Source organism: Pseudomonas sp. DTU12.1, assembly GCF_009873475.1.
GTDB classification, from domain to species: Bacteria; Pseudomonadota; Gammaproteobacteria; order Pseudomonadales; family Pseudomonadaceae; genus Aquipseudomonas; species Aquipseudomonas proteolytica.
In genome coordinates this window covers 830,790-844,437 of sequence record NZ_CP045254.1, presented here as the reverse complement: position 1 = coordinate 844,437, position 13,648 = coordinate 830,790, and the positions used below count along the sequence as shown (strand labels likewise).

The following is a 13,648-nucleotide window of genomic DNA, read 5'->3' as shown; positions in this document are numbered from 1 at the left end:
GTGCGGCCTTCGCGAGCAAGCCCGCTCCCACATTTAGATCGAGTTCCGCCTGGGGAATGCAGTCCAAATGTGGGAGCGGGCTTGCTCGCGAAAGGGCCAGTCCAGGCACCCTCAATCCTCAGACCATCCCGCCCAGCTTCAACTCACTCTTCAAATACGCATAGTAGATCGGCCCCGCCACCACGCCCGGCAGGCCGAATGCGGCTTCAAATACCAACATCGCCAACAGCAACTCCCACGACTTGGCACTGATCTGCCCGCCGACGATGCGTGCGTTGAGGAAGTACTCGACCTTGTGGATCACGATCAGATAACCCAGCGCCGCCACCGCCACCCAGATCGACATCGACAACGCGACGATGGTGATCAGGGTGTTGGACATCAGGTTGCCGATCACCGGCAGCAGGCCCAGCAGGAATGTGAGGACGATCAGGGTCTTGGTCAGCGGCAGGTGGATCCCCGCCAACGGCAGCACCACCGCGAGGAATATCCCGGTGAACACGGTGTTGAGGGCAGCGATTTTGATTTGCGCGAAGACAATGTTGCGAAAAGCCTGGACCAGCAGGTGCAGGCGGTCGAACAGCGCGGCGGCCAGGGGTTTGCGTTTGGTCAGGTCGGGTACCCGCTGCAGGGCGATGATTGCCCCCAGGACCATGCCGATCAGCAGGGTCACGAACATATGCGCCGCGTCCTTGCCCACCAGTTGCAGGTCGCTCAGGTGCTTGCTCAACCATTCGCCGATGGCCACGCGAAACTCGGCGGCGCTGGCCGGCAGGTAGGCGTCGAGGAACGGCGGCAACTGGCCGCGCGCGCGGTCGACCACGCCCATGAATTTATCCAGGGAGGCCCCGGGGTTTTCCGCTTCGTGCAGCAAAAAGCTGATGGCGCCGGCGAAGATCAGGGTCAGCACGCTGACAATCACGGTACCGAGCAATGCCACCGCCAGCCAACGCGCGCGCCGGCCTTCGATCAGGCGTTGCAGTTGTGGAGTGAGCATGTTGACCAGTTCGAAAACCAACAGGCCGGCCAACAGGCTAGGCAGCAGTTTTAATGGCAGGACCAGCAGCAACCCGCCGAAGATGATGATGTAGCTGGCCAGCAACAACACATGACGCGAAGAAAACGTTGGCATACAGCCTCTAAACGAACGGCGTTAAAGGACATGTAGGAGCGGGCTTGCCCGCGAAAAACTCACGGGCAACGCGTGCATTCAGGATGAGCGCGATACCGTTCACGTTCTTCGCGAGCAAGCTCGCTCCTACAGGTGTAAGGGCTGTGCGAGTGTCGCAGCCTTAGGTAGTCCGGGGCTATTAATTCTTCAGGCAGGTGCTCATAAAGGTTTTACGCGCATCGCCAGTCAACGCCTTGGTTTTCGCCGACGCGTTGCAGTCCTTCATTTTTTGCTGCTGCGGGGTCAGGGTCTTGGCGTCGTTGGCTGCCGGGGCCGAGAGGCAGGTTTTCATGAAGGCCTTGCGCTCGTCGCCCTTCAAGGTCTTGGTGGTGGCTTCGGCGTTGCAGGTGGTCATTTTGTTTTGCTGGGCAGTGGCCGCAAACCCTTGGGAACAGAGCAGCAGACCGATCATCAACAACGGAATACGCAACATCTTCATGGAGTTTTCTCCCTGTTACCACGCCGAGGGGCGCGGCCTCCCCTGCAGTGTAGACAAAGCCTGTTACACCTTCACCTGCTACGTAGATTCGTCCGCCGATACTGCTCCGGTGTGCTGCCGGCCTGGCGCTGGAACATCGCAATAAACGCCGAGGCGGTGCTGTAGCCCAGGTCAAAGGCCACTTCCTGCACGCTGCGGCTGCTTTCCAGGGCTTCGATGGCCGCAAGAAAGCGCAAGCGCTGGCGCCATTCGCCAAAACTCATGCCCAGTTCCCGCGCAAATTGCCGGGCCAGGGTGCGTTCGCTGACGTGCACCTGCTGTGCCCACTGCGCCAGCGCGCGGTTGTCTCCAGGATCCACCTGCATGCCTTCAAGCACGCTGAGCAGGCCGGGACTGCTGGCATAGGGCAGGAAACAATCATGCACCGGCGCCTGCCGGAGTTGGTCCACCAGCACTTGGGCCAGGCGCACGTCGGCCTCGTTGGCGGGGATGTTGACATCGCGCTCGGCAAAGTCACTGAGGATGGCCTTGAGGATGTTACTGATGGTCAGGGTGCAGGGCTGCGAGGGCAATTGCTCGCACAAGGACGGCGCCAGGTACACCGAGCGGTAGACAATCGCCTGGGCGTTGTAGGAACTGTGCTGGGTGTTGGGCGGGATCCACACCGCGTATTGCGGTGGCGACATAAACCGGTTGCCGCCCACTTCAAAGCGCATCACGCCACGGGCCGAGTAATCCAGCGAGCCCCAGGCATGCTGATGGCTGGAGGCACGGCTGTCGGCGGCAAATTCCGAATAGCGAAAGTACACCGGGGCCGGCAGTACCTCGAAATCGGGCAGGTTGATGTAGGTCTGGGACATGTTGTCTGGATCCAAAGGTGGCTTGGCCGGATCGAAGTATAGGCTTCGATCCAGACAAAGGATAATCAGCCTTCACTAACGTTCCTGGTTCCTTGCAATGCAATACGCTTATCCACTGCTGGCCATCTTTATCTGGGCCGGCAATACCGTGGTCAACAAACTCGCCGTGGGTTCGATTTTCCCGGCCGAGATCGGCTTTTATCGCTGGCTGCTGGCTGCCATCCTGTTTACCCCGTTCATGCTCAAGCCAGTCATCGCCAACTGGGCGCTGATCCGCCCCAACCTGGGCAAGATCGCCGTGCTTGGCGTGCTCGGCATGGCGGTCTACCAGAGCCTGGCGTACTACGCCGCGAGCCTGACCAGCGCCACCAATATGGGGATCATCCTGTCGCTGATGCCGTTGATGGCCCTGACCGCGGCCATTATCAGCCTCGGCCAGCGCCTGACCTTTGGCGCCCTGACCGGTGCGGTACTGTCGTTTGCCGGGGTCGCGGTGGTCGTCTCGTCCGGCAGCCTCGGCGCGTTGCTGCAACACGGGGTGAACCTGGGCGACGCGATGATGCTGGTAGCCACCCTGGCCTATGCGATCTACAGCACCCTGCTGAAGAAATGGCAGCTGCGCCTGCCACCGTTGGTGCTGCTGTATTTGCAGGTGCTGGTGGCGGTGGTGGTGCTGTTTCCGCTGTTCCTGGCCTCGGACAAGGTCGGCCTGGGCCCGTCGAATATTGGCCTGGTGGTTTATGCCTGCCTGCTGGCCTCGATGATCGCGCCACTGGCGTGGATGCATTCGGTGAAAAACCTGGGACCGAGCCGGACCACGCTGTTTTTCAATCTGCTGCCGTTGATCACCGCACTGATTGCAGCGGTGGTGCTCAAGGAGCAGTTGGCGCTGTATCACTTGGTGGGGGGTGTGTTGACGTTGGGTGGGGTGATTCTTTCGGAGCGGTGGACGACACCGGTCAGGCGCGTCGCCTGACCGATTGCTATCGCCTAGACCCCGGCCGCCTTCAACCGCTGCGCATGTTCGACAAACAGCCGAACGGGCTCGGCGCCCTTGCCCACCAGGCCCAGGGACTGGTTGACGATATCGAAATGGTCCAGCGCATAGTCATCGCCGATCACCGTACCCAGGTGTGAGCTGTAGCGCCCGACCATGCCATCGCACTGGCCCTTCTCCTTGACGAAGGTCCGCGCAAACAGCCGGCAACTGCGGTTTGTGCCGTCCAGCAGGTTGCGCCCGCGATCGGTCTTGCCCGGCTGCAGGGTGCCGGACCAGGAGTAATAGCGCACACCGTTCACTTCCTCGGCGCCCTGCCCGCCCCAGGTGTGTGGCAGGCCTTGGGGGTATTGGCGATTGAACAGCGCCACCCCCGCGCTGGTCAGGGATTGATGGGAGGCATGGATATCCGCGGCAAAGCGCGGGCCGCGATAACCGGTTTCGAGCAGGCCCATCACCCCGCCCACCAGGCGCAACAGCGCACTCATGATGCGGCCCTTGGCGCTGTCGGCCGGGTAATGGGTGTGCAGGTAGTCCGCCAGTTCCGACCCGTGGTTGGGCCCGGCCACCGAAGTGACCGAAGCCACCCATTCCGGACGTTTGGCCGCCGCGTAACGGGCGGTGAGCGAACCCTGGCTGTGGCCGATCAGGTTGACCTTGTCGGCGCCGGTCTGGCGGCGTATCTGCTCGATCTGCACCAGCAACTGCTCGCCGCGCACCTCACTGGAGTTGAGCGGCGCCACCTGCACCGCAAACACCTGCGCCCCACCGGCACGCAAGGCCGGGACGATGCCGTACCAGTAGGGGTACAGCACCAGCCTTACAAACCCGAGCATGCCCGGCACCAAAACCAGGGGATAACGTGTAGCCAATGTCTGCGCCATGGCGGCGAACATCCTTGAAAAGGGGCGACTGAGCTGATCCTAGACCAGCTCTTGGGCAATCGATATGACAGCCGGCAACATCCGATAAAACTTTTTGCGCCGCCCAGCACTCACAACTTTGAGCGATCACACCACCAGAGTGTGGCGCAAAACCGGATTAGCCTCAGGAGATTGAAATGACCGACATGCATTTGTCTGACGTAAGCACCCTTCGCGAACGTGCGCGCAAGAATGTGGAAAACGGCGCAGTGACCGAAGGCTACAGTGCCGACCGCGAAGAGATCCTGCGCCTGCTCAATGAGTCGCTGGCCACCGAACTGGTCTGCGTCTTGCGCTACAAGCGCCACTACTTCATGGCCAGCGGCCTGAAAGCCAGCGTGGCTGCCGATGAGTTCCTGGAACACGCCAACCAGGAACTGGAACACGCCGACAAACTCGCCGAACGCATCGTACAACTGGGCGGCGAGCCGGAGTTCAACCCGGACCTGCTGTCCAAGAATTCCCATGCGCAATACGTGGCCGGCAAGACCTTGAAGGAAATGGTCTACGAAGACCTGGTGGCCGAGCGCATCGCAGTGGACAGCTATCGCGAGATCATTCAGTACATCGGCGAGAAAGACCCAACCACCCGCCGGATCTTTGAAGACATCCTGGCCCAGGAAGAAGAGCACGCTGACGATATGGCGGACATTCTCAAAGACCTGTAAGCCTGCCAGCAGCATTCACTAATGTGGGAGCGGGCTTGCTCGCGAATGCGGTAGATCAGTGACGGATATGTTGACTGATACACCGCATTCGCGAGCAAGCCCGCTCCCACCTTTAGCCCTTCACCGTCTTCGGCGCCTTGCCTTCCTTCATCTGCTGCAACAACGGCACACACTGATTCGGCTCATCCCCACTGGGCGCCACCAGCGCCAGCAAGCCCGCCGCAGGTGCGACGATCACACCCAGCGCCACCATCCCCGCACCACGCAGCAACAGCGGCACCGTCTTGACCCCGGCATTGGGCTTGATGAACGGCCCGTTGACGTACAACGGCGAACGCAGTGAGAACAAGCGAAAACCCTTGGACTCTGGCGTGATGGTCAGGTCCAGTTGTTCGCTGGCCATGTTCGCGGTGCCATCGATGTAGATGATCGCGTTCTCGGTATCGAACACAAACAGCCGGCTGGTGGCCAGGCCGGTCTTGATCCCGAAGTCCGCCGCTGCGCAGTTGATCTTCACTTCCTTGTCGCCAAACAACTTGCCGATCACATAGTTGCCCACGTTCAACCCGGCAATTTCCATCAGGCTGCGGCTGATCGCGCCGTCGTTGATGAGCATTTTCAGATCGCCATTGGCACTGCCCAACAGCGTCGCCACCGAGTTGCCGCGCCCGGCGATATCGGCGTCGCCGTTAAGCTCGCCGAAGCTGGTTTTCATCGGTTCAAAGGTTGGGAATAGCTGCTTGAGCTTGAAGTTGCGCGCCGTCAGCTTCGCCCGGCCTTCCAGCGGGGTGATGCGGCCATTGAGGCGGATCTGCGCATCGAGCTTGCCACCGGCCACGCCGAAGCGCAGGGGTTCGAGGCTTAATTGGCCATCGTTGAGCACCAGGTGGGTGTAGAGGTCGGTAAAGGGCAGTTCGGCGCTGTGCACGATGCGCTTGCCGGTGAACTCGACGTCGGCGTCCATGTCGCGCCAGCGCTCAGTGCGGAACTCTTCCACCGGCAGCACTTTGGTCGCCGGTTGCTTGCTTTCACCGCCACGGGCCTTTTGCTTGGCGTTGGAGTCGGCACCGATCAGCGGCGCCAGGTCGGCCAGCAGCAGTTGATTGGACACCAGCGCGCCACTGAGCTTGGGCCGTGGCTGGCTGGCGACATAGGCCAGGTCGCCGTGGATATCGCTGTTACCGATCTTGCCGTTGAAGTTTTCATAGCGGAACGACGCGCCGCCGGCTTCATGCAACTTGGCGATCAAGCGACCATCGGTGGAATAGGCCGGCGAGTCCGGCAGGGTCACGCCGGTCAGGGGGTAAAGGTTGCCCAGGCTGGTGCCGGACAGTTTCAGGCGCAGATCCAGGGCGCCGAGGTTCAGGGGGTCCGTCAGGGTGCCGGCCAGGGCGATGCTGGTATCACCGACCTTCGCCTGGGCCTGCAAGGGGAATGGCTTGGCCGCGTCTTGCAAAGCCAGCAACCCGCCGATCTTGCCGCTGCCCGCCAGTTTCTGCCCGTGGTACTGGCCGCTGACCTTGAGGCCAAACGCATAGTCCTGGGGCGTGGCGCCCTGCTCCAGGGCTTTTTTAGCATCGCGCTCGCCGACGATCTCACTGAACGCAATCGGCTTGCCCAGGGGGTCGATCAGCACATCGAGGCGGGTCTGGAGGGTCTGGTCGTCGAGGGTCACGTGGCCTTTATCGAAGCCTATGGCGCCGATGTCTACCACCCAATTGGAGGGTTCGGCATTCGGATCCTTGGGATCAAAGGTGAAGGTCCAGTTGGCGCGACCATCGGCCAGACGCTGCAATTGGGCGCTCGGCTCGGTCAGGTCGATGCGCGGGATCACCACGCGTTGGGCCAGCAACGCCAAGGGCGAGATGCGCAGTTCGACGCGTTTGAGGGTGACCATCTGCGGTTTTTTCGACCACTCGGGGTTGCCCAGGCTCAGGTCCTCGGCCACCACATGGGGCCACGGCACCCAGGCCCGCCAACCGCCCTCGTCCGGCTCGCGCTGCCAGACCACAGCCAGGTTGCCATTGATGGCAAAGGCGCGGTGCAGCTCTTCAGAGACCTTGGCATTGATTTGCGGCTTGATCCGGTTCCAGTCGAAGAACACCAGGATCAACACCACGGCGGCGATTAACAGAACGAAGCAGGCACTGCTCCAGGCGAGAATTTTACGAGTGCGCGTCATTGCACAGGGCTCCTGATTACGGCTGCGCGTGCCACCGGCAACGCGCGCAAGGACTAAAGCTTATATGGCTACGACTGGCAAATGGCCTGGGGGTTTAACCGCAGATGGCAATTAGCGGTGAAAAGCGCTTTTTCTGACTGATCCGACAGTTTGTCTCATGGCCAGCGCACCGTTGTTACCCATGCCCGTATCGAAAATACCCACCCCGGTGCAAAAGCGCGTGCTTGAGAGGCGCGATCTAGAGCCTCGGCGCAGAACAATCAATTCTGTTGATTATTACCATTGTGTTTATGAACTTTTATATCGAGATATCGAGAGTAGCATTGCCTCCGTACCCACTTTATCGCCCTCCCAAGGAGCAACTCATCATGAAACGCCAATTACTGCTCAGTGTTGCACTCTCTGTCCTGGCCACCAGTGCTTTTGCCCTGCCCGCTACCGAACAAGCCATCCCACAAGCCAAGGCTGACGCTTCGCACATCGGCCAGACCGTTGCCGAAGGGGGTCGTGATCGCCTGGAACAGAAAGGCCTGGTTGAAGGTGGTTCGGACCGTCTGCAAAAACGCGAATTCGTCACTGAAGGCGGCCGTGATCGCCTTGAACAGAAAGGCCTGGTTGAAGGTGGCTCGGACCGTCTGCAACAACGCGAATTCGTTGCCGAAGGCGGCCGTGATCGCCTCGAACAGAAAGGCCTGGTTGAAGGTGGCTCGGACCGCCTGCAACAACGCGAATTCGTTGCCGAAGGCGGTTCCGACCGTCTGGAAGAAATGCATAAAGCAACGAGCTAAGCCGGTGCTGGCCCTGAAAAAAGCCCGATCCCCTGAGATCGGGCTTTGACTTTGTACGATCCGCACCACCTTTGTCCTGCTTCAAGTTCGACGCCGGTAAAGTTGTTTTGCTAGAGTGCGTCGCTGTCCTTGTCTACAAAGCTCACCCGCCCATGCTGCCCCGCGCCGAACAGAAGCAACAGACCCGCCTTGCCTTGATGGACGCAGCCCGCCATCTGATGGAGGGTGGCCGAGGGTTTGGCAGCCTGAGCCTGCGGGAAGTGGCCAAGAGCGCCGGCATCGTGCCCACCGGTTTTTACCGTCACTTTGCCGATATGGACCAACTGGGCCTGGTGCTCGTCAGTGAGGTCGGCCAGACCTTTCGCGCCACAATCCGCCTGGTACGCCACAACGAATTTGTCATGGGTGGCATCATCGATGCCTCAGTGCGCATCTTTCTCGATGTGGTGGCGGCCAACCGTTCGCAGTTTTTATTCCTGGCCCGCGAGCAATACGGCGGCTGCCTGGCCGTGCGCCAAGCCATCGGCGCCTTGCGCGAAGACATCACCTCGGACCTGGCGGCCGACCTGACGCTGATGCCCAAGCTCCAGCACCTGGATGCCGAGGGCCTGCATGTGATGGCCGACCTGATCGTCAAGAGCGTGTTCGCCACCCTGCCCGACATCATCGACCCGCCCGCGGCGGCCCTGCCGGCGCACCTCACGCCCCAGGCCAAGATCACCCAGCAACTGCGCTTTATCTTTATCGGCCTCAAGCACTGGCAAGGCCTGGGCAGCACCGAGTAGCGCGCTCAACGCACCGCGTGGAAACGCTTGGCCGTGGTGTAGTTCTTCTTCCAGTAATTGTTGGCCAGCGAGTCGATGCGCACGCTCTTGCCCTTGCGCGGCGAGTGAATGAATTTACCCTCCCCCACATACAGGCCGACATGACCGACCTGGCCACTGCCATTGGCCCGGAAAAACACCGCATCGCCGGGTTGCAGTGCGTTGCGCTTGATCGTCGCCGCCGTTGAACGGTGCATCGCTGCCGTGGTGCGCGGGATGACGATGTTGGCTTCAGTCTTGAACAGATAGACCAGCAAGCCGCTGCAATCAAACCCCTGTTCCTGGGAGGTACCGCCCCAGGTGTAGGCGGTGCCCAGCAATTGATGGGCGCGGTCGATCACATTGTCGATGGTCGGCTGCGGCACGGCCTGCAGCGAAGAGCCGAACGGGGCCAGGCCAGTGTTGTTGCGCTTGGTGAAGTTGGCCGAGGCCGATGAAACGATGCCGAACAGACCGACAAGAACTACACATAAAAAAGACTTGAACATGATGAACGTCGCAATGGATTAAACACGGGGCGAAATCCTAGTAAAACGACGCGTAGCATGATGAACGGAAAATCCAAGATTCTCGTAGGATAAATCCCAAACATCACCACCGATAAATACCCCACGTTCAAATCGCCCAATTCGAGTGCCTGCACCCCCCATCGCGCACCAAATTGGATCACCCCCTTCCAGAACGCTCGCCCCGTTTAGTGGCGCAATGCCCCGAACCTACGGCGTTTTCCTACATCCAGCTTGGTTGGCAAGCCCCTTGCTCTAGCCTGTTTATCGCTCATAGCTGGAAGCTTCCCGATGCTGGTGATCCACCGCAAAATTGCGCCCCAATCCACCTGGGCTGCGGAGTTGTTGCTGAACTTCGAAGCCCGCAGCAAAAGCCGTCTGCGCTGTTTCAGTGCCGAGGGCGAAGACGTCGGCCTGTTTTTGGAGCGCGGCCAGCCGCCGCTGCATGATGGTGAATTCCTACAGGCCGAGGACGGACGTGTCGTACGTGTCTGCGCGCGCCCTGAACAACTGCTGCACGTCACCTGCAGCAGCGCCTTCGAGTTGACCCGCGCGGCCTATCACCTGGGCAACCGCCACGTAGCATTGCAAGTGGGTGACGGCTGGCTGCGTCTGCTCGATGACTACGTGCTCAAGGCCATGCTCGAGCAACTGGGCGCCCATACCCAAACCCTCGAAGCGCCCTTCCAGCCCGAGCACGGGGCCTATGGTGGCGGTCATCATCACTCGCGCCACGGTGATGAAGACTTCAACTACCCGCCCAAACTGCACCAGTTCGGCGTGCGCCTTTGAACCCGGCCTGGGCGCTGCTGCGTCTGGCCAGTCCGCAATTGCCGATTGGCGGCTACAGCTACTCCCAGGGCCTGGAAATGGCCGTGGACAATGCCCGTGTGTGCGATGCCGCCAGCGCCCGACGCTGGATCAGCGACCAACTGTTGCTCAACCTCGCGCGTTTCGAAGCGCCGCTGCTGCTTGCCCATTGCCAGGCCGCTGCGGACCACGACTGGGAGGCGCTGCGCCACCTGTGTGAAGAACACCGCGCCAGCCGCGAAACCCGCGAGCTGTTCCAGGAGAGCCGGCAAATGGGCTACTCCCTGCAACAATTGCTCAACGGCCTGCCGGAGCTGGATGAGCCGGCCCGGCGTTTTCTCGACGCCACCCACGAACCCCACCTGGCCCTGGGCTGGGCACTGGCCGCACGCGCCTGGGCAATCAGCCCCGACGATGCCCTGGCCGCCTGGCTCTGGAGCTGGCTGGAAAACCAATTGGCGGTGCTGATGAAAACCCTGCCCCTGGGCCAGCAAGCCGCCCAACGCCTGACCAGCGAACTGCTGCCGTTGCTGCAACAGGCCCAGCAGGACGCCCGCCAGCGCGATCCCCATCATTTTGGCAGCGCCGCGTTCGGCCTGTCCCTGGCATGCATGGCCCACGAGCGCCAGTACAGCCGCCTGTTCCGTTCCTAGGAGAGCCCCATGAACACACAACCCCTGCGCGTCGGTATCGGCGGCCCCGTTGGCTCCGGCAAGACCGCCCTGACCCTGGCGCTGTGCCTGGCCCTGCGTGATCGCTACAACCTGGCGGTGGTCACCAACGATATCTATACCCGCGAAGATGCCGACTTCCTGGTGCGTAACCAGGCGCTGGCACCCGAGCGCATCATCGGAGTGGAAACCGGCGGCTGCCCGCACACGGCCATTCGCGAAGACGCGTCGATCAATCTGGAAGCCGTGGACCAGTTGAACCGGCGTTTTCCAGGCCTGGACCTGATTCTGGTGGAGTCGGGCGGCGACAACCTGTCGGCCACCTTCAGCCCCGAACTGTCGGACCTGACGATCTACGTGATCGATGTGTCGGCCGGCGACAAGCTGCCGCGCAAGGGTGGGCCGGGGATCTGCAAGTCGGACCTGCTGGTGATCAACAAGATCGACCTCGCGCCGTTGGTCGGCGCCTCGCTGGAACTGATGAACAGCGACACCCAGCGCATGCGCGGCGGCAAGCCGTTCGTGTTCAGCAACCAGAAAACCGGGGTCGGCCTCGAAGAAATCGTCGCCTTTATCGAACGCCAAGGCCTGCTGAGCGCAGCCTGATCCCCTTACCAAGGAGCTGTTTATGAGCCTCAACAAACTGTTTGCCGCCGCCACCCTGCTGCTGGCCCCGGCCCTGGCCTTTGCCCATCCGGGTCATGGCGACAATGGCCTGGTGGCCGGTATCAGCCATCCACTCGGCGGGCTGGACCATTTGCTGGCGATGCTGGCGGTCGGCCTGTGGGCGGCGCAGCAACAAGGCGCGGCGCGCTGGGCGCTGCCGTGTACCTTTGTCGGCACCATGCTGCTGGGCGGCATGCTGGGTTTTGAAGGGTTGGCATTGCCAGCCCTGGAAAGCGGGATTGCCGCGTCGGTACTGGCCCTGGGCCTGGCGGTGGCCTTGGCGATTCGCCCACCGGTGGCGGTGGCCGTGGCCGCAACAGCCGTGTTTGCCCTGTTCCATGGTGTGGCCCATGGCCTGGAGCTGCCGGACATGACCAGCCCTTGGGCGTATGCCGCCGGGTTCGTGGGGGCGACGGCGGTATTGCACGCGGCCGGTTATGCGCTGGTGCGGTTCCTGCCGGCTGCAGCGGCACCGCTGGTGCGGGTGGCGGGGGCGGCTTCGGCGGCGACTGGGGTTTGGTTGCTGGCGGGCTGAATCATGCAGTGCCTGTAAGGCACTCATCGCAGCATGAGTATCTACACAACTCGCTCTTCTGGGTATGTGTACATATCCGTTGCCGCGGTAACGGCGGGTATGGGTTCCGCCCTTACGGCCAGCCCTTTCAAGGTCTTTTGAGCTTAGCTGCCTTGAGTACCCGATCCGTCGACACGTGAGCATTCGCGGCTTTGCCTTCCAGCCACTCTTTGGGTTTAGGCACCTTTGGCCCCCGTTTGCTCTTGGCGACCGCTTTAGGTAGGACGTTTTTCGCCAGCGTCAGTAAGTACGGAGCCAATCCTGCTTCAGGAATTGGGATCGATAAGGGCTCTGGCGGCAAGGCAATCTGCATGCCTTCATATCCGCTGCGTACCTGTACCGTCAGGTGGAAAATCGATGCTTCCCAATCGTCGGGCAGGATCTGGCGATGAGCCTGCTCAACGCTGCGTTTGAGCACCGCCAAAACGTTGTAAGCCAACACGGCCGACGCAAACCCCAACAGGGCTGCTTTGGGGTTGCCCAAGGTTTCGATTTCACTGTCCAACACCGCTTCCAGGCGCTGGAACATCCCTTCGATACTCCAGCGACGGCGGTACAAATCGGCGATTTGCTCGGCACTGATAGAGTCAGGCAAGTTGCTCCAGAACAGCAGCGTGGTGTCGCCGGATTCGGTGGGTTTTGCAGCTTCAGTTCGACTCGCCGCCACTGGCAACCACCTTTTACTTCGATGATTTGCTCGCGCACGCTGCCTGCCGCAACCGCGATAGGCTCCTGCCAATCGCCTTCCTTAAGCAGACGTGGATGTTTGCTCTGTTCGCGGATGATGAACGAGGCCCCGGTATCTTCACAGGCCCCCATGACCGGGAGTGTGCAGTAGAGTCGATCAGCCATCCACAGTTGTCCCGCACTGGCTTTTTTCCAGCAATGGCAGCACGCTGACGCGTTCGCTGGCATAGGCATCTTCACAAGGCTGAAGATCGACGACTTGGTCCAGATCGGGGTCGTAAACCACAACGGAAAAACCAGGCCGGGCGGCGCCCCGTTCCCTGCGCAAAGCGCCCAGGCGCTTTCGCTGGAAGGCAGGTGGTTACCGTCAACGACCCTTAATTGCCAGCCAGGCAAAATGGCTGAGTGCCCCAGCTCTTTTATCGTCGGGGCCAAGCGCTCTGCGCTCCCGGTGACCAGGGCGCGCAGCAGCGCAGGCTCTGTGCGGCTGACCTTGTCATACAGCGCCGCCAAGCTAACAGGAAGGTCTTCCATCTGCGCGCGGCGGCATGCAGAGAAGGTCGCAAGCCCAATGAAACAAGGGACATCAGTTCAACAATGGTTGAAAACAAAAGCTCGCGTGGGTACTGCCGCTGACGATGTTTTTCGAATACCTGATCGACCCATTCAGCAGGAACAGCCTGTTCCAATATCACTTTGGTCATGACACTGGCCGGTGCTTTTTCTCAAACCGCGCTAGAACTTCTGCCCACATCGATTTCGTTCCCCTGACTGGCGTTTTGGGGGATTTTATCAAAGACCTTGAAAGGGCTGGCCCTTACGGCGGCTCACTTTTGAACAGCGCAAAAGTAAGCAAAACGCTCTTGCCCCACCACTCGGCAC

Annotated in this window: 15 protein-coding genes; 8 read left to right on the top strand and 7 right to left on the bottom strand. The window is 61.0% G+C overall.

From position 1 onward, the window contains the following. Nucleotides 1-118 precede the first annotated feature (118 nt). The 3 genes from GDV60_RS03655 to GDV60_RS03645 all read right to left on the bottom strand — a co-directional run bounded on the left by GDV60_RS03655 (nucleotide 119) and on the right by GDV60_RS03645 (nucleotide 2,470). A complete protein-coding gene (locus tag GDV60_RS03655) occupies nucleotides 119-1,132 on the bottom strand; it encodes an AI-2E family transporter (protein ID WP_029297762.1) in 1,014 nt (337 codons plus the stop codon). Between the two features lie 178 nt (nucleotides 1,133-1,310). Further along, nucleotides 1,311-1,610, bottom strand: coding sequence for a PsiF family protein (locus GDV60_RS03650; RefSeq protein ID WP_029297763.1), 300 nt, complete (start codon nucleotides 1,608-1,610; stop codon nucleotides 1,311-1,313). Nucleotides 1,611-1,681: 71 nt separating this feature from the next. After that, complete coding sequence (locus GDV60_RS03645; RefSeq protein ID WP_029297765.1) at nucleotides 1,682-2,470, bottom strand: helix-turn-helix transcriptional regulator; 789 nt, start codon at nucleotides 2,468-2,470, stop codon at nucleotides 1,682-1,684. Between the two features lie 97 nt (nucleotides 2,471-2,567). On the opposite strand from GDV60_RS03645, the gene GDV60_RS03640 reads away from it, so the two are divergent. Next, nucleotides 2,568-3,446 carry a DMT family transporter gene (locus tag GDV60_RS03640; protein WP_029297767.1) on the top strand — a complete coding sequence of 293 codons (879 nt, stop codon included), beginning with the start codon at nucleotides 2,568-2,570 and terminating at the stop codon, nucleotides 3,444-3,446. Nucleotides 3,447-3,460: 14 nt separating this feature from the next. Here the strand turns inward: GDV60_RS03640 and GDV60_RS03635 are convergent, their stop codons facing one another. Further along, entirely contained in the window at nucleotides 3,461-4,351 is an 891-nt protein-coding gene (locus tag GDV60_RS03635) for a triacylglycerol lipase (RefSeq protein ID WP_104911482.1), read from the bottom strand. A 176-nt stretch (nucleotides 4,352-4,527) separates the two neighbouring features. On the opposite strand from GDV60_RS03635, the gene GDV60_RS03630 reads away from it, so the two are divergent. Next, nucleotides 4,528-5,058, top strand: coding sequence for a bacterioferritin (locus GDV60_RS03630; RefSeq protein WP_029297770.1), 531 nt, complete (start codon nucleotides 4,528-4,530; stop codon nucleotides 5,056-5,058). A 112-nt stretch (nucleotides 5,059-5,170) separates the two neighbouring features. Here the strand turns inward: GDV60_RS03630 and GDV60_RS03625 are convergent, their stop codons facing one another. After that, a complete protein-coding gene (locus GDV60_RS03625; protein WP_159906319.1) occupies nucleotides 5,171-7,240 on the bottom strand; it encodes an AsmA family protein in 2,070 nt (689 codons plus the stop codon). A gap of 368 nt (nucleotides 7,241-7,608) precedes the next feature. Here GDV60_RS03625 and GDV60_RS03620 point away from each other — a divergent pair, with 368 nt between their 5' ends. Then, on the top strand, nucleotides 7,609-8,028 hold the full coding sequence (locus GDV60_RS03620) for a hypothetical protein (RefSeq protein ID WP_159906317.1): 420 nt from the start codon (nucleotides 7,609-7,611) through the stop codon (nucleotides 8,026-8,028). A 152-nt stretch (nucleotides 8,029-8,180) separates the two neighbouring features. Then, nucleotides 8,181-8,813 (top strand): TetR family transcriptional regulator, encoded by a 633-nt coding sequence (locus GDV60_RS03615; RefSeq protein ID WP_029300780.1) that lies wholly within the window; start codon nucleotides 8,181-8,183, stop codon nucleotides 8,811-8,813. Between the two features lie 5 nt (nucleotides 8,814-8,818). On the opposite strand, the gene GDV60_RS03610 is transcribed toward GDV60_RS03615, so the two are convergent. Further along, nucleotides 8,819-9,340, bottom strand: coding sequence for a C40 family peptidase (locus GDV60_RS03610; RefSeq protein WP_029300782.1), 522 nt, complete (start codon nucleotides 9,338-9,340; stop codon nucleotides 8,819-8,821). A 309-nt stretch (nucleotides 9,341-9,649) separates the two neighbouring features. On the opposite strand from GDV60_RS03610, the gene ureE reads away from it, so the two are divergent. From ureE to GDV60_RS03590, 4 genes are read left to right on the top strand one after another with little or no spacing between them, the layout of a single operon-like run. Next, the gene (gene ureE / locus GDV60_RS03605) at nucleotides 9,650-10,150 is read left to right on the top strand and encodes an urease accessory protein UreE (protein ID WP_029300785.1); all 501 of its coding nucleotides are present in this window, start codon (nucleotides 9,650-9,652) and stop codon (nucleotides 10,148-10,150) included. Continuing rightward, nucleotides 10,147-10,821 carry an urease accessory protein UreF gene (locus GDV60_RS03600; RefSeq protein WP_092233099.1) on the top strand — a complete coding sequence of 225 codons (675 nt, stop codon included), beginning with the start codon at nucleotides 10,147-10,149 and terminating at the stop codon, nucleotides 10,819-10,821. Before ureE ends, GDV60_RS03600 begins: the two co-directional genes overlap by 4 nt. 9 nt (nucleotides 10,822-10,830) lie before the next feature. Further along, nucleotides 10,831-11,445, top strand: a complete 615-nt coding sequence (gene ureG / locus GDV60_RS03595) for an urease accessory protein UreG (protein ID WP_029300789.1) — start codon at nucleotides 10,831-10,833, stop codon at nucleotides 11,443-11,445. A gap of 22 nt (nucleotides 11,446-11,467) precedes the next feature. After that, entirely contained in the window at nucleotides 11,468-12,040 is a 573-nt protein-coding gene (locus GDV60_RS03590) for a HupE/UreJ family protein (protein ID WP_070996402.1), read from the top strand. Between the two features lie 127 nt (nucleotides 12,041-12,167). On the opposite strand, the gene GDV60_RS03585 is transcribed toward GDV60_RS03590, so the two are convergent. Continuing rightward, a complete protein-coding gene (locus GDV60_RS03585; protein ID WP_159906315.1) occupies nucleotides 12,168-12,746 on the bottom strand; it encodes a hypothetical protein in 579 nt (192 codons plus the stop codon). Nucleotides 12,747-13,648 lie beyond the last annotated feature (902 nt).